Below are 26424 nucleotides of genomic sequence, written 5' to 3'. Positions count from 1 at the left end.
AGCACCTTGCGATCTTTCTTCGAAAGGCGGACTTCTCTTGCTTCGGGGATCATCCCGATCTTGAATCACGACTCACCTTCTAAGAAAAGGGGGTACTAGCGCGCAATTTGCGCACAGGGGCCGGCACCCATACCGCGGAATCTATCCACTGCGGGTTGGTGGAAGTACCAAAGATGAGTCCTCGCCTAAACTAGCCCACAGCCCCCGACGACCGCAGCTGCCTGATCGCGGCTTCGTCGTATCCAGCCTTGCGCAAAATCTCGTCGCTGTGCTCACCGACGCCGGGCGGTTTGCGCGGCTGCACTTTCTTGGCACCGTCGACCCAGATCGGGCTAGAGATGGTCAGCATGGTATCGTTCTCGAACGGCACCAGCACCTCGTTGTCGAGCATCTGCTTGTCGTTCGGGATGTCATCCAGAATGCCGACGACACCGAACACGAGCCCGTTGCCGTCGAGGATCTTGCGCCACTCGGCGAGATCCCTGGTCGCGAAGGTTTCGTCCAAAACCTTGATCAGCTCCACCGAGCGGGCGTGGCGGTCGGCCTTGGTGGCGAAACGGGGATCATCGACCAAATCCGCGCGCCCGAGGCAGCGGGCGAGCGTCGGCCATTGCCGTTCCTCGTTGAGCAGCGACAGGATCAGCCAGCGGCCGTCCTTGCATTGATAGTGGTTGGCCACCGCGTTGAGCGCGCGCTCGCGCGGCCGCCGCTCGCCGAACTTGGCGCCGCACAGCTTGGCCTGTGCCAGCACGCTCGCCGCCCACACGCCGTTCGCCATCAAATTGGAGGCGACATGGGAGCCCTTGCCGGTCTTCTCGCGCTGATAGAGCGCGGTGACGATCGCGCTGTACAACGCCATGGCGCAGGGGTGGTCGCCCATCCCGGCGACCGAGCGGGCCGGGGTGGTATCGGTGTCGGCGCGGACGAGGTCCATCAGGCCTGAGCGCGCCCAATAGGCGTTGCTGTCGAAGCCGGGCTTGTTGGCCTCCTCACCCTTCTCGCCATAGCCGGTGAAGGAGGCGTAGATCAGTCGGTCGTTGAGATGGGCGAGGTGATCATAGGTGATGCCGAGCTTGATGCGCACCGGCGGCGGCATGTTGGTGATGAAGACGTCGGACTCTTCCACGAGCTTGTAGAGCACTGCCTGCGCTTCAGGCTTGGAGAGATCGAGCGCAAGGCTCTTCTTGTTGCGGGCCTCCAGCAGCCAGGCGAAATTGTGCTCGCCGGTCGGATAGCCTGGCAGGTTCGGCAGATTGCGATAGGGATCGCCGGCGCCGGGCGGCTCGATCTTGATGACGTCGGCGCCGAAATCCGACAGCACGGTCGCAGCGGCCGGCGCTGCGATGAAGCTTGCGCAGTCCAGAACCCTGAGCCCTGCAAAAATGCCTTTTTCCATCGCGGCGTTGCTCCCTCGCTCTTGTTGTTTCCCGCGCGCTGGAATTAGCGCAGCTACATCATGAGAGCATTAGACCGATGTTTTGGCGCGATGCAACGGCGTCGAGCGCGAGGCATGGGGCGCATCGCGACCCATGCGGAGCCTCGAAGGATAAACGGCCGAGATGCAGCCGGGCCGTCGCCCTTCGAGGCTCGTCCTATGCTTGCAGCGCGGGACGAGCACCTCAGGATGACGGTCATAGACTGGCTCTGTTGAGGCTTCGCAATGAATACACCTACTCCTCGCCCGCCAGCAACGCAGCGTTGCCGCCGGCCGCGGCGGTGTTGATTGTCACGGTCTGCTCGGTGGCAAAGCGCGCAAGGTAGTGCGGGCCGCCGGCCTTCGGGCCCGTTCCGGACAGGCCGCTGCCGCCGAACGGCTGCACGCCGACCACGGCGCCGATCATGTTGCGGTTGACATAGATGTTGCCGACCTGGACCCGGTCGACAATCGCCTCGACCGTATCGTCGATGCGAGAGTGGACGCCGAGCGTGAGCCCATAGCCGGTGCGCTCGATTCCTTGCAGGACGCGCTCGAGCTTCTCGGCCGGATAGCGCACGACGTGCAGGATTGGGCCGAACACCTCCTCGGTGAGCTCACCGGCATCCCTAAGCTCGAAGATATGCGGCGCGACGAAGCAGCCTTGCGGCGCCGCGCCGGCAAAGTGCAGCCGCGCCTCTTTCTTCATGCGGACGATATGGGCGTCCAGCCGCTGCTTTGCTTCGTCATCGATGACCGGACCGACATGGGTTGCGACATCGGTGGGGTCGCCGATCTTCAATTCACGCGCCGCGCCCGCGATCATTTCGATCATGCGGTCGGCGACGTCCTCCTGCACGAACAGCAGCCGCAATGCCGAGCAGCGCTGGCCGGCGGAGCGGAACGCCGACGTCACGACGTCGTCGGCGACCTGCTCGGGCAGCGCGGTGGCGTCCGCGATCATGGCGTTGATGCCTCCGGTCTCGGCGATCAGCGGCACGATCGGTCCGTCCTTGGCGGCGAGCGCGCGGTTAATCGCGCGCGCGACCTCGGTCGAGCCGGTGAAGACGACGCCGGCAATGTCGGGATGCGCGGTCAGCACCGCACCGAGCCGGCCGTCGCCGGTGACCAGGTGCAGCGCGCTGCCCGGGATGCCGGCCTCGTGCAGCAGGGCTACGGCCTCGCGCGCGATGCGCGGGGTCTGCTCGGCGGGCTTTGCCACCACGCTGTTGCCGGCCATCAGCGCCGCCGTGACCTGGCCGAGGAAGATCGCCAGCGGAAAATTCCAGGGCGAGATCGCCACGAAGACGCCGCGGCCGCGCATGGCAAGTGCGTTGCTCTCTCCGGTCGGGCCCGGCATCGCCACCTCGCTGCCGAACAGCCTTCGGCCCTGCGCGGCGTAGTAACGGCAGAAGTCGGTGGCCTCGCGCAATTCCGACAGCGCATCGTCGAGCGTCTTGCCGCCCTCGCGCTGGAGCAGCGCGATGAAATGGGCGCCGCGGCTCTCCAGCAGATGCGCGGCCTGCTCCAGCGCCGCGGCGCGAACCGCCGCCGGTGTCCGGCTCCAGGCGGCAAAGCTCGCGCGCGCTGCGCCCACCGCCGCGTTAGCCTGATCCGGCGTTGCTTCGGCGAGCGGCTTGAGATCGGGCGCCTCGGTCTTGATATCGGCCAGCAGCCGGTCGAGCGCGGCACGCACGCCGAATTCCACGCCACGTGAATTCCGCCGCTCCGGGGCGAAGAGATCGCCCGGCAGTGGAATTCGTGCGTGATGCGCCTGATCCGGCCGCGCGATGAGATCGGCCGGACGTTTCAGCAGCGCTTGGACCGGCACGCGGTAATCGGCGGCCTGCGCCACAAAGGAGGAGTTGGCGCCGTTCTCGAGCAGCCGCCGCACCAGATAGGCGAGCAGGTCGCGATGGCTGCCGACCGGCGCGTAGGTGCGGTAGGCGATGCCAGGGTGATCGTTGGCGAGTTGCTCATAGAGCGCTTCGCCCATGCCGTGCAGGCGCTGAAATTCGAAGCCGCCGCTGGTCCCGGCAAGCTCCAGCACGGTCGCAACCGTCAGCGCGTTGTGGGTGGCAAATTGCGGGAAGATGCGCGGCCGCAATGCCAGAAGTTTTTTCGCGCAGGCGACGTAGTTCAGATCCGTCATCGGCTTGCGCGTGAACACCGGATAGCCGTCGAGCCCGCGCTCCTGCGCGCGTTTGATTTCGGTGTCCCAATACGCGCCCTTGACCAGCCGCACCATCAGCTTGCGGTCATGGCCGCGCGCCAATGCGTCGACATAATCGATCACCGCGCTGGCGCGCTTCTGATAGGCCTGGATCGCGAGCCCGAATCCGTCCCACCCCTTGAGCGAAGCATCGGCGAGCGTCGCCGCGACCACGTCGAGCGACAGCTCCAGCCGGTCGGCCTCCTCGGCATCGACGGTGAAGTTGAGATCATGGGCCTTGGCGCGCCGGGCCAGATCGAGCAGTTGCGGCACCAGCTCGGCCATCACCCGGGCGTGGCTGATCGCCTCGAAGCGCGGATGCAGCGCCGAGAGCTTGACGGAGATGCCTGGACGGTCGGGCAGGGAATGAGCTCCTGCCGCCTTGCCGATGGTTTCGATCGCGCTGGCATAGGCGTCGTAGTAGCGCTTGGCATCTGCGGCCGTGCGCGCGCCTTCGCCGAGCATGTCGAAGGAATAGCGCGGCTTCTGGCCGGAGCGCGGCCGGGCCCGCTCCAGCGCCTGTTCGATGGTCTCGCCGAGCACGAAATGATTGCCCATCAGCCGCATCGCCTGACGCGTGGCGGTGCGCACCGCCGGTGCGCCCAGCCGCTTGACCAGCCGGCCGATGGTGCCGTCGGGCGTCTCGCCGGGCTGGATCACCCGCGCCGACAGGCCGAGCGCCCAGGCCGAGGCGTTGACCAGGAAGGCGGTGGACTTGGTTTCGTGGTGGATGAAGTCGCCTTCGCCGAGCTTATCCTCGATGAACTGGTCGGCGGTGTGCGCGTCCGGCACGCGCAGCAACGCCTCAGCCAGCACCATCAGCGCCAGCCCTTCCTTGGTCGAGAGCGCGAACTCCCGCAGCATGTCCTCGACCCCGCCGAGGCGGTCGTCGCGTTTGCGGATGGCCTCGATCAGCCGCGTTGCGTTGCGATCGACCCGTGCTTCCTGCGGTGGGCTGAGATGTGCCGCTGGCAAGAGGCGTGCGGCGATCTCGGCATCGTCGAGTGCGTAGGGGGCGGTGAAGGGAGGGGGGATGGTCGGCATGGCGTGTCCTGTGGCTCAGATCCAGGGTAATGCTCGCTTTGCCGTGGTTCGATAGACAAATTAGCTATTTTGGCTTAGAAAATGAAGATGGATGCGAAAGATTCGACGAAAAATGCGGAGCTCGACCGGATCGACCGGAAAATCCTCTCGATTTTGCAGGAGGATGGGCGAATCGCCAACGTCGAACTCGCTGAGCGCATCGGCCTGTCTCCGACCTCGATCGGCGAGCGGCTGAAGCGCTTGCAGCGCGAGGGCTTTGTCGAGGGCTATGGCGCGAGGCTCAATCCGCATCGGCTCGGCCTCGGGCTCCTGGTGTTCGTCGAGGTGTTGCTCGACAAGACCACGCCGGACAATTTCGAACGCTTTGCGCGGGCGGTGAAACTCGCGCCCGAGGTGCTGGAATGTCACATGGTTGCGGGCGGCTTCGACTATCTTGTGAAGGCACGGCTGGCCGACATGGCCGCGTATCGGCGGTTTCTCGGCGAGACCCTGCTGTCGATGCCGGGCGTGCGCGAGACGCGCACCTATGCGGTGATGGAGGAGATCAAGCGCGACGCACCGTTGCCGGTGGGCTGACAAGCGTCGTCGCGATTGTCATTTCTGAGGCGTTGAACAAGCGGTCTTCGCAGGCAAAATAGCTATCCGTGCGCAATCGCAACGTCCGTCGTCGAATGCACTGACCGTCTTCAAAATTTTCTTGGCCCGGCTCCCGGACTAGATCCGGGAGGCAGCAAAGGCTGGCGGGCTTATATTTTGAGGTTTTCTGCGGACGTCTTGCCCCGGTTTGCAATTTCTTCGTATTCCACCGTCTGTCCTTCGTTCAGGGACGACAGACCGGCCTTCTGCACTGCCGAGATATGCACGAACACATCCTTGCCTCCCGACGCAGGCTGGATAAATCCATAACCCTTCGTCGGGTTGAACCACTTGACCGTACCTTTAGCCATCACGCCTTCTCCGCGGGTCTTCCTCCGAGATCTCGAATCGCCAGTCCCCGCCAACCGGCCGGTTCGGTCCTAACAAGATACGCGGAATGTGGCAGGCTTGGTAGCTCAAACCATATCGGCGTTTCGCCGAAAATCGCTCAACTTCGCGGCGTTTTTACCGGTTTTGCCCGTTTCGCGGTCAATCGGCCCGAACGCGCGCCGCGACCTGTCAATAAGTCGCGGCCAGATAGTCGACGATCTTGCCGACGTCGGCATCGTCGATCGACGCGCCGTAGACCTTGATCATCTTGGTCACCTCGGCCTGCCAGAACTCCTTGTTCTTCATCGGCGGCTGTGTGCTGACGTAGTCGGCCGAGTGGCAGGCGCTGCAATTGCCTTGCACGACCGCGAGATTGGGGCCGGGCTTGAAGACGGCGACCTCGTCCGGAAGCTGATAGTTCACGGGCGCCGCGGTCACGGAGCCGAAGCTGGGGGCGAGCGCCATGGAGAGGACGATGGCGAAGAGCGCGATCCGTTGCATGATCATCTCCCTCAGACCACCGTCACGCGAACGGTCTCGACGACATTGCGCAAATAGCCCGCCGGGTTCCAGCGCGGCTGGTCGGGCTGCGTCTCGCCGGAATTGCTGGTGGCGCGTACCTTGAGCTCGTAAGCGCCGGTGGTGAGCTTCACCGGCAGCTGCCATTCGCGGAACGAATATTTGCCAAGATCCTTGCCGAGCTTGGCGTTGGTCCAGGTCTTGCCGCCGTCGATGGACACCGCAACCTCCTTGATGCCCTTGCCGCCGTCGAACGCGATGCCGCGCAGGGTGATGCCGCCCTGCTTCAACTTCGCGCCGTCCGGGACGCTGGTGATGAAGGAGCGGATAGTGAAGCGGTTGATCGGGATGGTCGCCTTCGGCGCGGTGCCGGGCTCGATCGCATTGTTGGGCGTGTCCGGAATGCGATAGGCCGACTTCATCCAGAAGCCGTCATAAATGTTGTCGATGACGGTGATCTCGTTGAGGTGCTTGACCCAGTAGGTCCCGTAATAGCCCGGCACGATCAGGCGCAGCGGAAAGCCGTTGAGGAACGGCAGGTCTTCGCCGTTCATGCCGTAAGCCAGCATCACCTCGCCGTCGGTGGCGTGCCCGAGATCGAGCGCTTTGACGAAGTCGGGCGTCTTGTCGCTGACCGGGCCGTCCATGCCGTTGAAGGTGACCTGCTTGGCGCCGGCCTGCACACCTACCATGGCGAGCACGGTCTTCAGCGGCACGCCGCGCCAGCGCGCATTGCCCATCGCGCCGTTGGCGAGCTGGCCGCCGGCGACGCGCGGCTCGAAGAAGCCGCGGCTGTTGCCGGAGCACTGGTTGACGGCGACGATCTCCGTCGCCTTCATCTTCCTGATGTCCTTCAGCGACAGCTTGAGCGGCTTGTCGACCTTGCCCTTGACCTCGAGCGTGAACTTGTCGGGATCGAGATTGTAGGGCAGGTCGGACAGGTGATAGCGCACGAAGAACGCGTTATTCGCTGTGATCGGTCCGTCGTTGAATACCGCAAACGGCGTCTCGAGCTGCGGCGGCCGGCTGGTCAGGCCGATCATCGGCCGCTTCTGCGGATATTTCACCAGCGGCCGTTCGCCGTTGACGAAGGGCAGGGTGACGGTGTTCGTTGCCAGCGCCTTGGTTGAGTTCAGTGTGGCCGCAATAGCAGCAAGCCCCGCTCCTTTGAGCAGGTCGCGTCTATCAAACATTTGGTCCCCTCCCGGAGCTTTTCGTTGGCCAGCGGTCATCACCGCAAACCCACGCTCATCTGTTGCACTGAAAGCCGTGAAGTCAATTCGTGCTTTCGCAGCAGGCCCATGCCGCTGCGTCGCAGCAACGCGGTGTTACGCCGCGATGAGATGGAGTCGAGTTGTAGCGGCGGCGACGGTGCGCTCCACCTCTCCCGCCTGCGGGAGAGGTCGGCGCGCAGCGCCGGGTGAGGGCTTTCTCTGCTTGGGGATTGTCCCGTTGCGGAGACACCCTCTCCCCAACCCTCTCCCGCAAGCGGGAGAGGGAGCGCACCGCGCGCGTGGCTCGCGCCTCAAGCCGCGACGCGCTCGCTGCCGTCAACCAGCGCGGACAGCTCCCTGGCATCCGCAACGACGCGGACGACCATCGGCTCGTCGCGGCCGCGGATCGCGACCTCCTGCTGCGGCAAGATGTCGTCATGGAGGCCGGAGGTGCGCCGGACCTCGTCGGAGACGATCGCCTCGCAGCCGAGCGTCTTGGTCATGTCCTGGAGACGCGCGGCGACGTTGACGGCATCGCCGAGGGCCGTGAAGACGATGTGATCGCGATAGCCGATGTCGCCGATGATGACCTCGCCGCCGTGGATGCCGATGCCGAAGCGGATCGGCTGGCGCAAATCGTGACTCAGCAATTGATTGAGCTCGTCGATATGCAGGGCGATACCGGCGGCGGCCTTCAGCGCCTGCCGGCAGGCGGCCTGCGGATCGGCGGAAAGGCCGAACAGTGCCAGCATCCCATCGCCGACGAACTGGTTGGGCTGGCCGCCATTCTCGATCACGGCCTGTGACACCGCGCCGAGGAAACGGTTGACGATGAAGACGGTGTCGAACGGCAACCGCTTCTCGGCCAGTTGCGTCGAGCCGCGCATGTCCACGAACAGGCTGACGAGATAGCGCTCCTGGCCGATCCGCGCCGGTGTCGAGGCGGACGCGTTCGCCGATAGCGTCTGTGGCGTGAAGAGCTGGAAGAACGAGAGGTCGCAGGTCGGCCGCAACTGGCAGGCGAGCCTGATCGAGGGGTCGGTGGTGCCGACCCGGGTGAGCACGAAAGCCTCGCGCTGCGACGGCTCGGGCAGGGCGGCATGGTCGCCGATGATGCGGATGCGGCAAGTCGAGCAGCGGGCGCGGCCGCCGCAGACGCTGGCATGCGGCACGCTGTGGCGCAGGCTCGCTTCCAGCACGGAGAGGCCCTTGGGCACGCGCACTGTCTTGCCGTTGCCGTAGGACAGCGCGATCATACCGCCGCGCCGCTCGCGATAGGCCCGCACGCCGCGCGCCGACAGCGCCAGTCCGAGCAGGCCGAGATAGCCGATGGTAAGGCCGCCGGTGATGCGCTCCAGCGTGTCGGCCTCCGCGACTGTGCCGACCTGGCGGCGCGTCAGATTGTGCGTGCGCCATTCGCCGTCGTCGCTTTCGGCCGCGACGCTGCGTCCGCCCTGATAGATGCCAAGCAGCGCCAGCGTCGGGATCAGCACGGCCGCCGCGAGCAGATAAGGTGCGGCGCGCGTGAAGAACGGCTTCAGGCGAAGCCAGAAATAGATTCCGATGCAACCGTGAACCCAGGCGATGACGAGCAGGATCGTCATCTGCCAGAGCCGGCCGGGCGATGCGACGAAGAACAGATAGAGCTCCTGCGGATAGAGCTTGTCGTGCCCAAACAACGTGTGGCCGAGCCGCACGCCGATCACATGCGCCATGACGAGAGCGGGGATGCTCAGCCCCAGCACCAATTGGAGCGGCTCGATCGTCTTCCACCGGAACTGCCGGCGTTGATACAGCGCGTACACGCCGAGCCCCATATGGATCAGCGCGGCGCCGTAGAACATGATCGCAACCGGCAGGAACTGCCAGAACGCGGTGTGATAGTAGACCCCGACCTCCATGGCACCGACCGACACATTGCCGAGCGCGTGGTTGAGGAAATGGCTGACCACATAGGCGAACAGGATGACGCCGCAGACCAGCCGCACCTGCCGTGCGCTGGTGCCGCGAAAAAGTTCGGACAATCGTGAAGCAGCTGTGGCGGCCATGATTTGCTTGTACCAGTTCATGAAGGAGAACAGCCAGCGGAGAGTTAAATTCCGGCGGCGGACGGCCGGTCCCGATCACATGCGCGGCAAGTGGAGGCATACTCCACTGTCGTCCCGGACAAGCGCGCCTCAAGCGCGCGCAGATCCGGGACCCATAGCCCCAGGGAGCGGTTGTGATACAGGCTGATCACTCCGAGTCTTCGCCAAACTCCTCCCTGCGATTATGGGGTCCCGGGATCTGCGCGCCGCTATGGAGCAGCGCTCTGCGCTGCCAGGCGCTCCGCTTGTCCGGGACGACTCGTGGAGAGAGATCGCCCCCTACATTGACTCCCCCTTCCAAGTCGGGGAAAAGCGCGGCCGTGACGACAGCTCCCGACATCTCAGTGCACCCCGACGGCGCCGCGCGCCGGCCTCTCGTCATGGCAGCGCTGATCATCGCCGCGATGACGGTGCTGCGCATCGTTTATGCGTCCGCGCTCGAGCTGCGCACCGACGAGGCCTATTACTGGACCTGGTCGAAGGAGACCGCGCTGAGCTTCCTCGATCATCCCCCGATGATCGCCTGGTTCATCCGCTTCGGCACGGCCATCTTCGGTGACACCACGCTCGGCGTCCGCTTCGGCGGCATTCTTGCGATGCTGGTGACACAGCTCCTGCTCGCCGACATCGTCCGGCGCGTTACCCGTGACGCGCGTGCGGTCGTGCTCGCGGTGTTGATGCCGGAGGCCGTGCTCTATTACGGCCTGCTGATGGCCAAGGTCGCGCCCGACGTCGCCATGATCCCGTTCGCGGTCGCGATGATATGGGCTCTGGTTAGGCTCGCGCAAAGCGGCGACGGCCGCTGGTGGCTCGCGGCCGGTCTGTTCGCCGGCCTGTCGCTGCTGTCGAAATTCACCGCGATCATGTTCGCACCCGCCGTCGCCGTCTTCCTGCTGGTGCCGGACTGGCGATGGCGCTGGCTGCGTAGTCCCTATCCTTATCTCGCGGTAGTCGTCGCCATCGTCGTGTTCTCTCCGGTGCTGATCTGGAACGCACAGTACGATTGGGCTTCGTTCCGCTTCCAGGGCGTGCGCGCCACCGCCAATTACGGCGTCTCGCTCCGCACCATCGGCGACTATATCGGCCTGCAATTCGGGCTAGTCGGCTTTGTCATGTTGCCGGTGGTGCTGTCGGCGCTGGTCATGACGGCGTGGCGCGGCTATCGCACCCGCGAGCCGGTCGCGATCCTGCTGTCGACCGCGGTGCTGGTGCCGTTCATCTATTTCTTCGCGAAATCGCTGACGCTCAGGGTTGGCGACACTTGGCCGATGTTCATGTGGCCGGTCGGCTTTGCTGCTGCCGCCATCAATCTTACAATGATGCCGCGAGAAAATTGGTCGGCGCGGATGATCCGGTCCAGCGTCGCCTGGGCCAATACCGCGGTCGTCTCAGGGCTCGCTTTCGTCGTCATCGTGTTCCTCTATTACGTCGCCGCACCCTGGAATTTTCTCGGCAAGATCGATCCGGTCGGCGCCGAGGCCGGCTACGACAAGGTCGCGGCGCGCGCACAGGCTGCACTCGACGAGGCCGGCGCGACTTGGATCGCGACCACGGACTACCGCACCTATGCCATGATGCGCTGGCTGTTCAGGGGCCGCGTGCCGGTGATCGAGATCAATGAGCGCGGCCGCTTCCAGGATTTTAGCGATCCCGGCACGGACAGGATCAAAGGACGCGCAGGCATCTATGTCGGTCGTGAGCCCGATACTCGTTCACCGCTGTGGGACACGATCGCCGTGAAGCGCGAGCACCTTGGTCAAGTCGAGCGCCGCTGGCGCGGCGTTCTCACGGATACCTATGTGCTGGACAAGCTCACCGGCTGGACCCCGGAGCTGTCGCCGCCAAAGGACTCGCCGCTGTTCCAGTGGCGCGTGCTGGCCTTCTTGTCCCTCTCCCCGCCTGCGGGGAGAGGCGAAGGAACTACGCCTCGTCGTCCTTCTTCCTCAGCAAATCCGTCGCCAGATCCGACAGCTTCGGCGCCGGCAGCGCCGCGAACGGCAGCGGTCTTGTGACGTCGATTGCGGCCAGGCCCAGCCGCGCCGTCAATAATCCGTTGAGCATGCCTTCGCCGAGGCGCTGCGACAGCTTCGCCGCAATGCCGTGGCCGAGCATCTGCTGTACCAGGCTGTCGCTTGCGGCCATGCCGCCAGTGATGGCGAGATTGGCGATGACGTGGCGGAGCAGGCGGATCATGCCGAGCGCGCCGGGGCAGCCACCATAGAGCCGGGCGAGCTGGCGGATCAGGCGCAGCGAGGCGACGAACACGAACAGCACGTCGATCAGCGCGCGGGGCGAAACCGCAGTCACGATCGAGACCCGCTGCGCCGCAACCGACACCAGCCGCCGCGCCTCAATATCCAGCGGCGCCATCAGTTCGCGCTCGGCGAGCCGGACCATGTCGGCACCGTCGATGATCTCGCCGGCGTGACTTTCCAGCGCCGCGCGGGCGCGCGCAAGCTGCGGGTTCTGGTGCGCGATCTTAAGCAGGTCCTGCACGATGGCGCGGCTCTCCTTGCGATCGTCGCTGGCGAGCACCGCGGCGGCGCGCTGATGCAGTTTTTCGATCGTCGCGAGCCGCGCGAGACCAAGCGCCTCGCGCCCGATCACCACCGCAAGCGCAAGCGCGGTGACGAATGCAAGAGAAAGTCCGACGAAGCCGAGGCTCTCGCTGCGCGCAAACAGGTCTTCGATCAGATGAACGACGCCGAGCCCGATCCCGAGCAGCGTCAGCCCGGCAACGCCGGACCAGAACAGCGCACCCCAGGGAAAGCTGCGCCGCGCCGGAAGCGCAGCCTCGATCGGCACGGGCCGCGCCATTGGATCGGACTCCGGCGTGATCTGGATGGTGCCGCGGCCGAGCCGGGCGGTCTCATTGGCCTCGGTGACGACGACGCCGGGATCGTCCAGCCGGAACGTGGCCGGCCGCCGCGGCGGGGATCGGTCGTTCATGACAGCTTGTCTCCGATCAGGAACTGCAAGGCACGGTCGAGGCGGATGTGAGGCAGCGCCGGCTCGTCTGTGCCCTCGCGCTCGAGTATTGGCGGACGGAAGCGCAGGAAGCGGAAATCGCTCTTCTCGGCGGCGGCCGTCGACAGCCCGCGAAAGGTATCCGTGCCGCTGAACAGCGCCTGCGGATCGAGCGGCAGATCGCCCGGAAAGGTCGCCACCTCCGTATTGCCGTCAAAGAACTCGCCGCCGGCGCTTTCGCCCGCGGCCGGTGTCCCCAGGATCGACGGCAATTTATCGCGGCCATGCGCGACCTGCGCCTCCCGCGTCGCGCGCACGGCGGCGAGTGCCACCACGTCTATCTCCGCGCCGGTGTTTTCGGCGCGGGTGACGGCGCAGGTGACCGCGTGGCGCAACACGGCCTCGAGACGGTCGTGGCTGGAATGGTGCAGATGGTCCGCTTTGGTCGCCGCGAACAAGATGCGGTCAATGCGCGGCCGGAACAGATTGGAGAGAAAGGTGCTGCGGCCGATGCGGAAGCAGTCGAGAATACCGGCAAGGGCTGCTTCGAGATCGTGCAGCGCCTCAGGTCCGGAGTTGAATGCGGCGAGCGCATCCGCCAGCACGATCTGCCGATCGAGCCGCGCGAAATGATCGCGGAAGAACGGCCGCACCACGACGTCCTTGTAGGCCTCATAGCGGCGCACCATCATCGCCCACAGCGATCCCTCCGGCGCCTTGCCGTCCAGCGGCACGTCGAGTGGCGCGAAGGTCAGCGCCGGCGAGCCTGCGAGATTGCCGGGCATCAGGAAGCGGCCGGGCGGCAGCAGGCTCATGGCAAAGCGCTCGTCGCGGCAGGCGCGCAAGTAGCCGGTGAAGAGCTTTGCCGCCGTAAGCGTCGCCTGCTCGTCCTCGCGCGCCTCCGGCTTCAAGGCCGCAAGATGCGCGTGCCAGTCGGCGGCAAGATGCACGCGCGGCGTCTCGCGCGAAAGCGCGAGGCTTTCCGCCGACCACTGCTCATAACTCTTTTGCAGCAGCGGCAGGTCGAGCAGCCATTCGCCGGGATAGTCGACGATGTCGAGCGTCAGGGTGCGGTCCGCGCCGTTGTGGCGCTGGTAGTCGATGACGAGCCGCAGCTCGCTGATATCGATGGTCGAATTCGGCCAGCGCCGCTCCTCGATCAGGGCGCGTAGATGGTTCTCGTAGGCGAAGCGCGGCACGGCGTCGTCGGGCTGCGGCGCGAGATGCGCCCGCGCGACCCGGCCCGAGGCGTAGGCCGCGAACACCGGAAACCGGCCGCCGCGCGTCAGCCCATGGATCAGCGCGGTGATGAACACGGTCTTGCCGGCCCGGGACAGGCCGGTGACGCCGAGCCGCACCGTCGGGTTGAACAGATGCTCGCCATAGTCGATCAGCGCCCGGGCCGACAGGCGCGCCTCCTCGACCATATCCTGGAAACTGAATGCCATATGAACGTGAGAGGTCTCGGGGCGGGCAAATAGCCAAAACGGACTAGAGTCACAAAAGTGGCAACTGCCTGACGAAAATCAAGCTTCATACTTCCACCGTCTTCCTAGGTGAAGCAGCCTTGAACGCCGCGTTAACTGCCAAAGACCAATATCGGACACCTATTGCGCCCCGGATCGCTATGCCTGTCTTCACGCTGAAACAGCTCGCCTCGACCTCCGTCCATGCCGCCGCCGATGCGTTCCGCTGGAACTACGATCGCGCCGAGATGATCGCCGACGGCATCATCCATGGAATCGGCGTGTTGTCCGGTATTATCGCCGCAACCGTTCTGGTGGTGCTCGCAGCGGTCTATGCCGACGCAGTCAACATCGTCGGTGTCTCGATCTATGTCGCCGGCCTGCTCTCGATGCTGGTGCTGTCGGCGACCTATAATCTCTGGCCGGTCTCGCCAGCCAAATGGCTGCTGCGGCGCTTTGACCATTCCGCGATCTACCTCCTGATCGCTGCCACCTACACGCCGTTCATCCTGGAGCTGAAGGACAGCGTGTTCGCGCTGGCGCTGCTCATCTGTGTCTGGTGTGTCGCGATCCTGGGCATCGTGCTCAAGCTTCGCTATCCCGGCCGGTTCGACCGCGTCGCGGTCGGCATCTACCTCGCCATGGGCTGGAGCGGCATGATGCTCTACGATGCTGTGGTCAAGGCGCTGCCCGCGGTGGTGCTGGGCTTCGTGGTCGCGGGCGGCGTGCTCTACTCGTTTGGCGTGATCTTCCATGCCTGGCGGCGCCTGCGCTTTCAGAATGCGATCTGGCACGGCTTTGTCTTGGCCGGGGCGGCGTGCCATTATACCGCGGTGCTCGACCTCGTGTTGAGCTGAGAACAAGCGGACCAGGAGGAGACGTCGCATGCAGGTGACCGGCAAGGTCGTGGTTGTCACCGGCGGCGCCAATGGCATCGGCAAGGCGCTGTGCGAGGCTTTTCATGAAGCCGGCGCGGCCAAGGTCGTGGTCGCGGACATGGAGGCCGCTGGCGCCAGGGCGGTCGCTGCCATGGTGGACGGTGCCGCGTTCAAATGCGACGTCGCGCAGGAAAAGGACATTTCTCACGTCATCGAGGAGACCGAGCGGCAGTTCGGACCGATCGACCTGTTCTGCTCCAATGCCGGCATCGGCGGCGGCTTCGATCCGATGTCGGAAAATGCCGGCGGCTCTTCGGATGAGCCGTGGCAGCGCAGCTGGGCGATCCACGTCATGGCCCATGTCTATGCGGCGCGGCATCTCATCCCGCGAATGAAAGCGCGCGGCGGCGGCTATTTCCTCAACACGATCTCGGCGGCGGGCCTGTTGTCGCAGGTCGGCAGCCCCGCTTATTCGACGACCAAGCACGCGGCGGTCGGCTTTGCCGAAAATCTTGCGATCTCGCATAAGGCGCACAACATCCGCGTCTCGATTCTCTGCCCGCAAGGCGTCGACACCAACATGCTGCGCTCGATCCCCAAGGGCCCGCAATCCGGTGACGGCGACCTTGCGCCCGAGCAGGTCGCGAAAGACGTGCTCGCCGGCCTCGATCAGGAGACGTTCTTGATCCTGCCGCATCCGCAGGTGCTCGGCTACATGCGCAAGAAGGCCGAAAATTACGACCGCTGGATCGGCGGCATGGCCAAGATCCAGGCCAGGATGCGGGACGAGTTCGCTACGTAGGGAGGTGCGCGCCGCACCCTCGATATGTAGCCCGGATTGCGCGAAGCGCAATCCGGGCTACGGACCTCACGCCGCCGATTGCGCTTCGTTCTCCACCCGGCTCTGCCGCAGTGCCCGGGCATAGAGCATCATCCCCTCGCGCACGGTGTGCTGCTCGGCTTCCGTCAGCGCGGCCAGCGCGCCGCTCACCTGCTGCCGTCCGAATCCATGCAGCGCCTCCAGCGTGCGTCGTCCCTTCGCCGTCAGCGACAGGCGTTTGCTGCGCGCATCATCCGCGTCCGGTGTCTCCCGCAATTCGCCGAAGTCGATCAGCTTGCGCACCAGGCGGCTGACGCTCGACTTCTCCAGGCGCAGGAAGTCGCCAAGTTCGCCTGAGGTCAGCGGACCGCGAACGCCGATCTCCAGAACGGCATGCACGGCCGAGGGCGGGTAGTCCGTCGCGGCCACCGTCGCGTCCATGAAGCCGAGCTCGCGCACCATCAGGCGCGAGGCGGCGCGGATGTCGTCGATCAGCGAAAGCTCGGCCACCTTGACTCTCCGCACATAGTTGTATCATACAACTATATGCGCGCAACGGTGCGCGCAAGCGATTTGGAGTGGCCCATGAGTGGAACTTTGCCGGCCGGGATGCGGATGACAGGCAAGGTCTGTCTGGTCACGGGCGGCGGCAGCGGCATCGGCCGCGCGACGGCACTGCGCATGGCGTCAGAAGGCGCAGACACGATCATCGTTGCGGGCCGGCGCGAGGCCGAGCTCGAGGCTGCCGCCGCCGCGTGCCGGGAGCTCGGTGCGGACGCGATCTCGCTTAAGTCCGACATCACGCGAGAGGACGACGTCGCGCACCTGGTCCGCACGGCAGTCGAGCGCTGCGGCCGGCTCGACGTCGCCTTCAACAATGCCGGCTTTCAGGAACGCCGCGCGCCGCTGGAAATGCAGGGCATGGACATCTACGACAGCGTATTCGACACCAATGTCCGCGCGCTGTTTTTGTGCCTGCGCCATCAACTGCCGGCGATGCTGGTGCAGGGGCGCGGCTGCATCGTCGTCAACGCCTCCGTCAGCGGCGTGCGCAATCCCAATCCCGGCTTCTCGCTCTACTCGGCCTCGAAGGCGGCCGCGATCTCGCTGACGCGTTCAGCGGCGATGGAAAACGCTCCGCGCGGCATCCGCATCAACGCCATCGCCCCCGGCCGCGTCGTCACCGACATGATGCTCCGCGCCGGCGTCGGCGACGTAGCGACCGTGGCCGCAGGCCTGCCGCTGCGACGGATGGGAACGCCCGAGGAAGTGGCCGAGGCCGTGGTGTGGCTGTCGTCCGATGCGTCGTCATACGTCGTCGGTCACGTGCTTGCGGCGGACGGTGGATTTCTGGCATCGTAGTTCGGGCGGTCTTGCCAAAATCTCGTTGTCGTCCTGGCGAAAGCCGGGACCCATTACCCCAGGGAGCAGTTGTGTCGCGAGATCGGGTCAACCAATCTTCGCCAAACATCCTGCTGTGGAAATGGGTCCTGGCTTTCGCCAGGACGACATTGTGGATGCGTAGCGCGCCCCTAATGCTTCAGCCCGTACAACACCGGCACCGCCGAATCCACGACCACCTCGACCAGGCTCGTGCCTTCGAACGCCATCGCGCGCTGTAACGCGCCGTTCAGCTCCGCCGCCTTGCTCACCCGCACCGCATCGCACCCCATGCCCTCGGCGAGCCTGACGAAATCGATTCCCGGCAGCTCCAGCCCCGGTACGTTCCTCACTTGCATCACCTGGCTGAACGAACGCATCGCGCCATAGCCGGAATTGTTGATGACGACGATCGTGAGCGGCAGCTTTCGCTGCGTGGCGGTCCACAGCGCCTGGATCGAATACATCGCAGAGCCGTCGCCGATCAGGCACACCGTACGCTGTTTCGGCTTGCCGAGCGCCATGCCGACCGCCGCGGGCAGCGAGTAACCGAGGCCGCCGCTCGACATCGTGTAAAAGCTGTCTTGGCCGCGCATCGGCATGAACTTTTGCATCGCCGGCCGGTGCGAAGGCACTTCCTCGACCAGCGCGGCCTCGTCTGGCATCGCCTGCGACAGCGAATTCATCAAGAACTCGACCGGCAGCGGATCGGCGGCCTGCGGCGCCGGTGGCAGTGTCCGGCCCTTTGGCGCCGCGCGCTTGGTCTGCGGCAGGAGGTCGAGCAGCATGGTCAGCGCCGGCTTCATCGTCGCGATGATGCTGGTGCCGGCCGGCGTCACGGCCGCGGCGTCGGGATCATCGGTGATTTGAAAAATCGTCGCGCTGCCGTCGAAGATCGCGGCGTGCCCCTCGACATGGAACGTGAACACCGGCGCGCCGATCACGACGACGAGATCATGCTCGCGCAGCGCGTCCGACAGTTGCGCCGGCGAGGCGTGCAGGAAGCCTGTGAACTGCGGATGCCGCTCCGGGAACGAGCATCGCGCCGAGAACGGACTGACCCAGACGCTCGCCTTGACCTTCTCGGCGACCCGCACCATCAGGTCGACCGCGCCGGCACGGTCAACGCCGGGGCCGACCACAAGGGCAGGGTGCTTGCTCGAGGTCAGCGCCGCGACCAGCGCCTTTATCGCCTCCGGCTCCGGCCCGATCTCGCGGCTGACCTTGCGGGCATCGACAGGCGTCGTGGCATGCGCCCAATCGTCGATCGGGATCGACACGAAGGTCGGCCCACACGGCGGCTGCATCGCGGTGTAATAAGCGCGCGCGATCGCGGCCGGCACATCTTCGGGCCGTGCCGGCTCGACGCTGTATTTGACGTAGGGCCGCGGGAATTCCGAGGCGCGCTCGGCGTAGAGAAACGCCTGCAACGGCAGGATCGAGCGCGCCTGCTGGCCCGCGGTGATCACCAGCGGCGTCTGGTTGCGATGCGCAGTGTAGATGTTGCCGAGTGCATTGCCGACGCCGGCCGCCGAATGCAGATTGACGAAGCCGGCATTGCGCGTCGCCTGCGCGTAACCGTCGGCCATGCCGACCGCAGAGGCTTCCTGGAGCGCCAGCACGTAGTCGATGTCATCAGGCCAGTCGCTCAGGAACGGCAGCTCGGTCGAGCCGGGATTGCCGAATACTTTTTTGATGCCGAAGGCGCGCAGCAGGTCGAGAGTAGCCTGCTTGACGGTGACGGATTTGCTGGCGGGTTTGCCGTTTTTTGGCATTGTTTCAGTCCCTTTCTGTTTGTCGACCCTGTCCGCCCCACCCGTCATTGCGAGCGCAGCGAAGCAATCCAGACTGTTAGTTCCTCATCCTGAGGAGCGCGTCTTCGCGCGTCTCGAAGGATGAAGGCCCGGCTGGTGGCCTCGCCCTTCGAGACGCGCGCGAAGAGGCGCGCTCCTCAGGGTGAGGGTCTACAATCTATCGCCACACCGCCGTGCCCTTCATCGTCGGCTGGCCCTCGGCGTTCGCGGTCCACAGCTCCATGCTCTCGCCGCTCTCATTGGCGTTGATGGAAAACTCCGTGCCCTCGAACAGCGGCTGCAGGCCGCGATAGGTGAACTTCCTTGGCGGCTTGCCGGCGCGCAGCTTCGCCGCCATCTCGACGATGAGGGCGGCCTGCAACGGTCCGTGGAAGATCAGGCCCGGATAGCCCTCGACCTTGGTGACGTAGTCGCGGTCGTAATGGATGCGATGGCCGTTGAAGGTCAGGGCGGAATAGCGGAACAGCAGCACGGGATCGGAGACATGCGTCTCGCGATGCTGCGCATGCGGCGGCGCTGCGGCCCTCACAGGTGCGGCCTGCGTGCTCGTCATCTCGCGATAGACGATATCCTGCCGCTCGCGGATGGCAACGCCGCGCGGCGACGAGATGCTGTGCTCGACCGAGACAAAGCACAGCGTGCCGGTCGAGCCGGTCTTCACCTGCACATCGGCAATGCGCGAGGTCCGCGTCGACTCGTCGCCGACCCGAAGTGGCTGCAAAAACTCGATCTCGCCGCCGGCCCACATCCGGCGCGGTAGCGGCACCGGCGGCAGGAAGCCGCCGCGGGTCGGGTGGCCGTCGGGGCCGAGCATCGACATCGGAAATACCGGCTGCGCCAGGCACCAGTGCACGGTGAGCGGCGCGGCATCGCCGCTCCTGGGCTCGCCGATTTCCTGAAACAGCGTCGCGCGCAAACCCCTGACGAGCTGCGCGGTGACGATGTCGGTGGCTTCCTGGGAGCGGCCGATCCATTGCCGCAAATGATCGATGTCGAGCTTCTCGGTCATGACGCCTCGCTCTTGTTACGTCTTCGACTTACTTCTTTGAGTTGGGCCGCTCGCCGATACCGGGCACGGCGCCATAGACGCGGGATTCGCCGACGATGATCGGCGCCGGCGCGGGATAGCTGACGCGCCCCTGCGGCGTGTCGACTTCAATGCGCCTCAAATGTGGATGCGTCACCAGGTCGGCCATGGTGTTGACCTCCGCAAACGCAATGTCGGCGTCCGACAGACGCTTGAGCAACTCGTCGCGCGTCATTTTCGCAAAACTGTCGGCGACCGTCTTGTCGGTGAAGTCGCGGTTGCGCACGCGCTCGACCATGTTGGCGACGCGCGGATCGCTCGGCAGGTTCGGCTGGTCAAGAACTTCGGCGCAAAGCGTCTTCCACTCGCGCTCGCTCTGGATCGAGATCAGAATATCCTTGCCGTCGCTGGAGGTGAACACGCCATAGGGCGCGATCGAGGGATGGCGCAGGCCCATGCGCTTCGGCGGATTGCCGGCCTCGGCATTGAGCAGCGGCACGGTCAGCCAGTCCGCCATCACGTCGAACATCGAGATGCGGATGTCGGCGCCCTTGCCGGTGCGCCCCCGCGCGATCAGCGCCTCCAGGATCGCCGCATGCGCGGTCGCCCCGGTCGCGACGTCGACGATGGACATGCCGACGCGCGAGGCGCCGTCGGGATTGCCGGTGATCGAGGCCAGCCCGCTCTCGGCCTGGATCAAGAGATCGTAAGCCTTGCGGTGCGCGTAGGGGCCCTCGTCGCCATAGCCGGTGATGGTGCAGGAGATCAGCTTCGGATAATCGTGCAGCAGTCGCTCGCGCGAAAACCCGAGCTTGTCCATCGAGCCCGGCTTGAGATTCTGCACCAGCACGTCGGCGCTCGCGATCAGTCTCTCCAGCTCGGCGCGGCCTTCCCTAGTGGCGAGATCGGCCACGGCCGACTGCTTGCCGCGGTTGAGCCAGACGAAATAGCTGCTCTGCCCCTTGGCCGCAGCGTCATAGCCGCGGGCGAAATCGCCTTCCGGCCGCTCGATCTTGATGACTTCCGCGCCGGCATCCGCCAGCCGCGACGAGCAGAACGGTGCGGCGACCGCCTGCTCGACCGCAATCACCCTGATTCCGTCAAGTGCTCCCATGGCACGATCTCAGTAGGAGCGGGGCATGCCGAGCACGTGCTCGGCGATGAAAGACAGCACGAGGTTGGTCGAGATCGGCGCCACCTGGTAGAGCCGCGTCTCGCGGAATTTGCGCTCGACGTCATATTCCTCGGCGAAGCCGAAGCCGCCATGGGTCTGGACGCAGGCGTTCGCCGCCTCCCAGGATGCATCCGCCGCCAGCATTTTCGCCATATTGGCTTCCGCACCGCAGTCGAGGCCGGCCTCGTATTTGCGCGTTGCCTCCTTCACCATCAATTCAGCCGCACGCATTGCGGCATAGGCTTTGGCAATCGGGAACTGAATGCCCTGGTTCTGGCCGATCGGCCGGCCGAACACCGCGCGCTCCTTGGCGTAGTTCGTGGCCTTGGCGATGAACCATTTGGCGTCGCCGACGCATTCCGCCGCGATCAGGATGCGCTCGGCATTCATACCCGAGAGGATGTAGCGAAAACCCTTGCCTTCCTCGCCGATCAGGTTCTCGGCGGGCACCTTCATGTCGGTGAAGAACACTTCGGTGGTGGCATGATTCATCATGGTGCGGATCGGACGGATCTCCAGGCCCTTGTCCTTGGCCTCGCGCATGTCGACGATGAACACGGAGAGCCCGTCGGTGCGTTTCTTGACCTCATCCTTCGGCGTGGTTCGCGCCAGCAGGAGCATAAGATCGGAATGCTCGGCACGGCTGGTCCAGATCTTCTGGCCGTTGACGATATAGCCGGCGTTGCCGTCCTTGCGCGCAAATGTCTTCAGCGAGGTGGTGTCGGTGCCGCTGGTCGGCTCGGTGACGCCGAAGGCTTGCAAGCGCAATTCGCCGCTCGCGACTTTTGGCAGATACTTCGCCTTCTGCTCGTCGCTGCCGTGCCGCAGCACCGTGCCCATCGTGTACATCTGGGCATGACAGCCGCCGCCATTGCATCCCGCACGCTGGATCTCCTCGAGGATCGCAGCCGCCGCCGAGAGTTTCAGGCCTGCGCCGCCATATTCCTCGGGGATCAACACCGAGAGATAGCCAGCCTGGGTCAGCGCATCGACGAAGGCCTTCGGGTAAGCCATCTCGCGATCGAGCTTGCGCCAGTATTCGCCGGGAAACTGCGCGCAGAGCTTTGCGACGGCTTCGCGGATCTCGGCGTGATCTTCGGTGTGGTGCTGTTCGCTCATGGCGTTTCCCGTTGGGTGGGGCGGTTAAGATAACGCCGGCCAATCCCCCGGCGTTGTGAAAGCAACGCCAGCCCCCTATGCTCATTTGCTATAGCGTATGGAGTAGCCTTCCAGGATTGGCAAGCATGGATTTCCGGCAGCTCAGGACCTTCAGTTGCGTGGCGGAGCTCGGCAGCCTCTCCAAGGCGTCCGATACGTTGCGCGTGGCGCAGCCGGCGCTCAGCCGCCAGATCAAGCTTTTGGAACACGAGTTGCGCGTCGAGCTGTTCACGCGCAACGGACGCGGCATGGTGCTGACCGACGCAGGTCACCTCCTGCTCGCACGCACCTCCGGCATCGTGCGCCAGATCGACCAGATCCGCGACGACATCCAGTCGGCCAAGGGGCCGCCGTCGGGCCGGGTCGTGCTCGGCCTGGTTCCGACCGTGAGCTGCGTGTTGTCGGCGCGCTTCGCGCGGCGCTGCGTCGAGAAATTTCCCGGGATCTCGCTGCGCATCGTCGAGAGCTACAGCGGCCATCTCGTCGAATGGCTGCATCGTGGCGAGATGGATCTCGCCATCCTCTACGGCCGCTCGGCGGATCTGCATCTCAACGTGCAGAGTCTTGGCCGCGACAACATCGTCGCGGTCGGCCCGCGCGGCTGCGGGCTGGCGCGCAAGAAGAGCGTCGAGATCGGCTGGCTGCTGCGGCAGCGGCTGGTCTTGCCCAGTCATTCTCACGGCCTCCGCGCGCTGATCGAGCATGCGGCGGCCCAGCGCAAGATCAAGCTCAACGTCCAGCTCGAAGCGGATTCCTTCCGTGTGCTCACCGGTCTGGTCGAGGAGGGTCTCGGCTTCGCGCTGCTGCCGCCGTCGTCCGTGCACGGCGAGGTCGCGGAGGGGCGGCTGGAAACCGCTGTCGTCTCGAAGCCGATGACGCGCGAGCTCATTTTCGCTTCTCCGATCGACCGCCCGGCCTCGACGGCCTCGCTCGCCATCACCGCTCTCCTGCGCGACGAGGTCGCCGCCTGCCGCAAGGAAGGCCTGTGGGAGATCAGGCTTGCGTGAGCGGTCAGCGTTGAATTGTCGTGAGGATTTAGGGCGCAATCCCGCGGCCGGCCCTTCGCATCTGGCGCGACCTGTCATGCCGAAATTGTATAACTGGGCTAAGCTCAATGCGAGTTTGACGCGCAAATGCATCCAAAACCTCGTCATTGCGAGCGCAGCGAAGCCATCCAGGAATTCCTCCGTGGTGACAGTCTGGATTGCTTCGCTGCGATCGCAATGACGGAGAATGCTGCAGCGGCGCTCGCATCAACTCGCACCTCGATCACGCAGCCACTGCGTCTCACCGGCGCTACAGTGGCGGCGCAGCCGTCACCCTGGTATCCGCACCGGCAGCGACTCATATCCCTTGATGAAGCTGGAATAGATCCGCTTCGGCTCGCCCACCACCTCGATGCGGTCGAAGCGCTTGAGCATCTCCTCCCAGACGATCTTGAGCTGCAGCTCGGCGAGGCGCATGCCGACGCAGCGGTGGATGCCGAAGCCGAAGGAAAGATGCGTGCGCGGCCGCGGCCGGTCGATGATGAACTCCTCGGGGCGGTCGATGACCTCTTCGTCGCGGTTGCCCGAGACGTACCACATCACCACGCGGTCGCCCTTCTTGATGGCCTTGCCGCCGATCTCGGTGTCCTGGAGCGCGGTGCGGCGCATATGGGCGAGCGGCGTCTGCCAGCGGATAACTTCCGGCACCATGGTGTCGATCAGCGCCGGATTAGCCCGCAGCTTGTCGTACTGCTCGGGGTTCTCGTTCAGCGCCAGCACCGAGCCGGTCATGGTGTTGCGGGTGGTGTCGTTGCCGCCGACGATGAGCAGGATGATGTTGCCCATGAGATTATCGGGATCCATGAACCGCGTCGCATCGTTATGGGCCATCAGCGACAGCAAATCGTTGCGCGGCTCGGAATTGACGCGCTCGTTCCACAGCTTGGACATATAGGCGTAGCACTCGTCCATCTCGCGGCGTCGCTCTTCGGCGGAGGCAACGATGCCGCTCTTGGGCAGCGCGGTGGAGACATCCGACCAGCGCGTCAGCTTGCGCCGCTCCTCCCAGGGGAAATCGAACAGGGTGGCGAGCATTTGCGTCGTCAGCTCGATCGAGACCCGCTCGACGAAGTTGAAGGTCTCGTTGCGCGGCAGATTGTCGAGCACGGTCTGTGAACGCTGGCGGATGAGCTTGGCGAGTTCGTCCAGATGCGTCGGCGTGAACATCGGCGAGACCGTCTTGCGCTGCGCCGAATGACGCGGCTGGTCCATGGCGATGAAGCTCGGCCAATCATAACCTTCCGGCACGTCGCGGATCGAGATGCCGCCGAGCGTCGAGTCCGAGGAGAACAGGCCGTGATTGGTGTCGACATGCATGATGTCATTGTATTTCACCACCGACCAGTACGGCTCGATCGGCGCGTTGGTGCAGTAATGCACCGGCTCTTCCTTGCGCAGCCGCTCGAACCACGGCCACAGCGTGTCGTCCTGGAACAGCCTGGGCGCGCCGGGATGGAACTGCGCCAGCGGCGTTGCATAAGCCTCCTCGCGCGCCCTGCGCATGCGTTCAGCCTTGTCCACTTTAACCGGAGTCTGGATATTCATTGCTGATCGCTCCAGTGTTTAAGTCGAGCCGCCGAATGCAGTTCACCTCTCCCTGCAAGCGGGGCGAGGGAGAGAGGCACCGGTCTACATCTTAGCACGCATCACGCCGCAATCTGCACCGGCAGCGTCTCCAGACCCTTCACGAAGCTCGAATAGACCCGCTGGGGTTCGCCGACTACATCAATATGATCGAAACGCTTGAGAATCTCTTCCCAAATAATCTTGAGCTGGAGTTCAGCAAGCCGCAAGCCGACGCAGCGGTGGATGCCGAAGCCGAAGGAGAGATGCGTGCGTGGGCGGGCGCGGTCGATGATGAAATCGTAGGGCTTTTCGATCGCCGCTTCGTCGCGGTTGCCCGAGACGTACCACATCACAACCTTGTCACCTTTCTTGATCTGCTTGCCTCGGAACTCGAAATCGGCGAGCGCGGTGCGGCGCATATGCGCCAGCGGGGTCTGCCAGCGGATCACCTCCGGCACGAAACTATCGAGCAAAGCCGGATTTGCGCGCAGCTTGCGATACTGCTCCGGATGCTGGCTCAGTGCGTAGATCGAGCCGGACATGGTGTTGCGGGTGGTGTCGTTACCGCCGACGATCAGCAGGATGAGATTGCCGAGGAAGTTCTTGGCATCCATGTGACGCGTTGCGTCGCTGTGCGCCATCATCGAGAGCAGGTCGCTCTTCGGCGGCTGCTCGATGCGCTCCTTCCACAGCCGCGCGAAATAACCGGCGCATTCCGCAAGCTCGGCCATCCGCTCGTCCTCGGTGGCGACAAGGCCGTCGGGGCCGGGAATGGTGGTGGCGATATCCGACCAGCGCGTCAGCTTGCGGCGCTCCTCCCAGGGGAAGTCGAACAGCACCGCGAGCATCTGCGTGGTGAGCTCGATCGAGACCCGGTCGACCCAGTCGAACACCTCGCCGCGCGGCAGATTGTCGAGGCACTCGGCCGAGCGCTCGCGGATGCTGAGCGCGAGATTGTCCAGATGCGTCGGCGTGAACATCGGCGCCACGGTCTTGCGCTGCGCCGCGTGGCGCGGCGGGTCCATCGAGATGAAGCTTTCGCGGCGCAGGTCGGGATCGATGTCGCGGATGGTGATGCCGCCGAGCGCGGAGGCCGAGGAGAACACTGAATGATTGGTCTCGATCTCCATGATGTCGTTGTAGCGCGTCACCGACCAGTACGGCCCGAACATCGAGTCCTTACAATAGTGCACGGGATCTTCGCGGCGCAGGCGATCGAAATAGGGCCAGAACGTATCGGTCCTGAACAATTCGGGGTCGCCGGGATCGAACTGTTCAAGGGGTAGCGACGTGGCGCGCGCACGCAATGCGTCGAGCTTTGCCGTGCTCTCGATGGTCCCGTGCATGACCGTTCTCCCTGATGTGAACCGCGCGTTCTCGTTGAATTCTGCGCTGCGGTATTTAGGTTGCAATTACAGCCGGTTGTCTGCGTCGGAGCAAGGGAGAAGTTTTGCCGCATGGCTCGGCTGTCGCCCGGATGGAGCGTAAGCGTAATCCGGGAATCGTGACGTTGAGGTGGTCCCGGATTTCGCTGTGTGCCCCGAAGGGCGCGTGTCACCAGTGGAGGAGGAATCCACCCGGATAATTGTCGATAAGTCTGGTAGCTGACGAGCAGGTTGGTTGGGTAACCGGCTGATCTGAAGCCTTGTGACAAAGGTCGCCTTGGGCGGCT

General features: G+C 64.7%; 21 protein-coding genes. 6 read left to right on the top strand and 15 right to left on the bottom strand.

All coding sequences use genetic code 11. From position 1 onward, the window contains the following. Window positions 1-190 precede the first annotated feature (190 nt). Together IVA82_RS31035 and putA are read right to left on the bottom strand one after the other, a co-directional pair. The gene (locus IVA82_RS31035) at window positions 191-1396 is read right to left on the bottom strand and encodes a CoA transferase (RefSeq protein WP_247388834.1); all 1206 of its coding nucleotides are present in this window, start codon (window positions 1394-1396) and stop codon (window positions 191-193) included. Window positions 1397-1670: 274 nt separating this feature from the next. Then, complete coding sequence (gene putA, locus IVA82_RS31030) at window positions 1671-4670, bottom strand: bifunctional proline dehydrogenase/L-glutamate gamma-semialdehyde dehydrogenase PutA (protein ID WP_247388833.1); 3000 nt, start codon at window positions 4668-4670, stop codon at window positions 1671-1673. An 87-nt stretch (window positions 4671-4757) separates the two neighbouring features. Here putA and IVA82_RS31025 point away from each other — a divergent pair, with 87 nt between their 5' ends. Next, a complete protein-coding gene (locus tag IVA82_RS31025) occupies window positions 4758-5246 on the top strand; it encodes an Lrp/AsnC ligand binding domain-containing protein (RefSeq protein ID WP_247388832.1) in 489 nt (162 codons plus the stop codon). A gap of 170 nt (window positions 5247-5416) precedes the next feature. Here the strand turns inward: IVA82_RS31025 and IVA82_RS31020 are convergent, their stop codons facing one another. From IVA82_RS31020 to IVA82_RS31005, 4 genes are all read right to left on the bottom strand, one after another. After that, window positions 5417-5617, bottom strand: a complete 201-nt coding sequence (locus IVA82_RS31020) for a cold-shock protein (protein ID WP_247388831.1) — start codon at window positions 5615-5617, stop codon at window positions 5417-5419. A gap of 208 nt (window positions 5618-5825) precedes the next feature. Beyond that, window positions 5826-6137 (bottom strand): cytochrome c, encoded by a 312-nt coding sequence (locus IVA82_RS31015; RefSeq protein ID WP_247388830.1) that lies wholly within the window; start codon window positions 6135-6137, stop codon window positions 5826-5828. An 11-nt stretch (window positions 6138-6148) separates the two neighbouring features. Continuing rightward, window positions 6149-7348: a molybdopterin-dependent oxidoreductase gene (locus tag IVA82_RS31010; RefSeq protein WP_247388829.1), complete on the bottom strand. Its 1200-nt coding sequence runs from the start codon at window positions 7346-7348 to the stop codon at window positions 6149-6151. A gap of 332 nt (window positions 7349-7680) precedes the next feature. Further along, window positions 7681-9417 carry an adenylate/guanylate cyclase domain-containing protein gene (locus tag IVA82_RS31005; RefSeq protein ID WP_247388828.1) on the bottom strand — a complete coding sequence of 579 codons (1737 nt, stop codon included), beginning with the start codon at window positions 9415-9417 and terminating at the stop codon, window positions 7681-7683. Window positions 9418-9836: 419 nt separating this feature from the next. Here IVA82_RS31005 and IVA82_RS31000 point away from each other — a divergent pair, with 419 nt between their 5' ends. After that, window positions 9837-11468 carry a glycosyltransferase family 39 protein gene (locus tag IVA82_RS31000; protein WP_247388835.1) on the top strand — a complete coding sequence of 544 codons (1632 nt, stop codon included), beginning with the start codon at window positions 9837-9839 and terminating at the stop codon, window positions 11466-11468. Here the strand turns inward: IVA82_RS31000 and IVA82_RS30995 are convergent. Together IVA82_RS30995 and IVA82_RS30990 are read right to left on the bottom strand one after the other, a co-directional pair. Beyond that, a complete protein-coding gene (locus tag IVA82_RS30995) occupies window positions 11377-12405 on the bottom strand; it encodes a TIGR01620 family protein (protein ID WP_247388827.1) in 1029 nt (342 codons plus the stop codon). The two genes, IVA82_RS31000 and IVA82_RS30995, sit on opposite strands and share 92 nt — an antisense overlap. After that, window positions 12402-13871, bottom strand: coding sequence for a YcjX family protein (locus tag IVA82_RS30990; protein WP_247388826.1), 1470 nt, complete (start codon window positions 13869-13871; stop codon window positions 12402-12404). The genes IVA82_RS30995 and IVA82_RS30990 overlap by 4 nt, the downstream gene beginning before the upstream one ends. 179 nt (window positions 13872-14050) lie before the next feature. Between IVA82_RS30990 and IVA82_RS30985 the strand changes: the two genes are divergently transcribed. After that, window positions 14051-14746 carry a hemolysin III family protein gene (locus IVA82_RS30985; protein WP_247388825.1) on the top strand — a complete coding sequence of 232 codons (696 nt, stop codon included), beginning with the start codon at window positions 14051-14053 and terminating at the stop codon, window positions 14744-14746. A gap of 28 nt (window positions 14747-14774) precedes the next feature. Then, the gene (locus IVA82_RS30980; RefSeq protein ID WP_247388824.1) at window positions 14775-15569 is read left to right on the top strand and encodes an SDR family oxidoreductase; all 795 of its coding nucleotides are present in this window, start codon (window positions 14775-14777) and stop codon (window positions 15567-15569) included. Window positions 15570-15635: 66 nt separating this feature from the next. On the opposite strand, the gene IVA82_RS30975 is transcribed toward IVA82_RS30980, so the two are convergent. After that, window positions 15636-16097: a MarR family transcriptional regulator gene (locus IVA82_RS30975; RefSeq protein ID WP_247388823.1), complete on the bottom strand. Its 462-nt coding sequence runs from the start codon at window positions 16095-16097 to the stop codon at window positions 15636-15638. Window positions 16098-16172: 75 nt separating this feature from the next. On the opposite strand from IVA82_RS30975, the gene IVA82_RS30970 reads away from it, so the two are divergent. Continuing rightward, window positions 16173-16949, top strand: a complete 777-nt coding sequence (locus IVA82_RS30970) for a glucose 1-dehydrogenase (protein ID WP_247388822.1) — start codon at window positions 16173-16175, stop codon at window positions 16947-16949. Between the two features lie 170 nt (window positions 16950-17119). Here IVA82_RS30970 and mdlC read toward each other — a convergent pair whose 3' ends face one another. The 4 genes from mdlC to IVA82_RS30950 form a co-directional block, all read right to left on the bottom strand. Beyond that, the gene (mdlC, locus tag IVA82_RS30965; RefSeq protein WP_247388821.1) at window positions 17120-18742 is read right to left on the bottom strand and encodes a benzoylformate decarboxylase; all 1623 of its coding nucleotides are present in this window, start codon (window positions 18740-18742) and stop codon (window positions 17120-17122) included. 196 nt (window positions 18743-18938) lie between these two features. Next, window positions 18939-19790 carry a MaoC family dehydratase N-terminal domain-containing protein gene (locus IVA82_RS30960; RefSeq protein WP_247388820.1) on the bottom strand — a complete coding sequence of 284 codons (852 nt, stop codon included), beginning with the start codon at window positions 19788-19790 and terminating at the stop codon, window positions 18939-18941. A gap of 28 nt (window positions 19791-19818) precedes the next feature. Further along, the gene (locus tag IVA82_RS30955; RefSeq protein WP_247388819.1) at window positions 19819-20922 is read right to left on the bottom strand and encodes a CaiB/BaiF CoA-transferase family protein; all 1104 of its coding nucleotides are present in this window, start codon (window positions 20920-20922) and stop codon (window positions 19819-19821) included. Window positions 20923-20931: 9 nt separating this feature from the next. Further along, on the bottom strand, window positions 20932-22101 hold the full coding sequence (locus IVA82_RS30950) for an acyl-CoA dehydrogenase family protein (RefSeq protein WP_247388818.1): 1170 nt from the start codon (window positions 22099-22101) through the stop codon (window positions 20932-20934). Between the two features lie 125 nt (window positions 22102-22226). Here IVA82_RS30950 and IVA82_RS30945 point away from each other — a divergent pair, with 125 nt between their 5' ends. Next, window positions 22227-23147, top strand: coding sequence for a LysR substrate-binding domain-containing protein (locus IVA82_RS30945; protein ID WP_247388817.1), 921 nt, complete (start codon window positions 22227-22229; stop codon window positions 23145-23147). 309 nt (window positions 23148-23456) lie between these two features. On the opposite strand, the gene IVA82_RS30940 is transcribed toward IVA82_RS30945, so the two are convergent. Both IVA82_RS30940 and IVA82_RS30935 read right to left on the bottom strand, forming a co-directional pair. Then, on the bottom strand, window positions 23457-24731 hold the full coding sequence (locus tag IVA82_RS30940) for a cytochrome P450 (protein WP_247388816.1): 1275 nt from the start codon (window positions 24729-24731) through the stop codon (window positions 23457-23459). A gap of 101 nt (window positions 24732-24832) precedes the next feature. Continuing rightward, window positions 24833-26098 carry a cytochrome P450 gene (locus tag IVA82_RS30935; protein WP_247388815.1) on the bottom strand — a complete coding sequence of 422 codons (1266 nt, stop codon included), beginning with the start codon at window positions 26096-26098 and terminating at the stop codon, window positions 24833-24835. Window positions 26099-26424: the final 326 nt, after the last annotated feature.

The sequence above is a fragment of the Bradyrhizobium sp. 142 genome, assembly GCF_023074015.1.
Taxonomy (GTDB): domain Bacteria; phylum Pseudomonadota; class Alphaproteobacteria; order Rhizobiales; family Xanthobacteraceae; genus Bradyrhizobium.
This window is presented reverse-complemented; position numbering and strand designations above follow the sequence as displayed.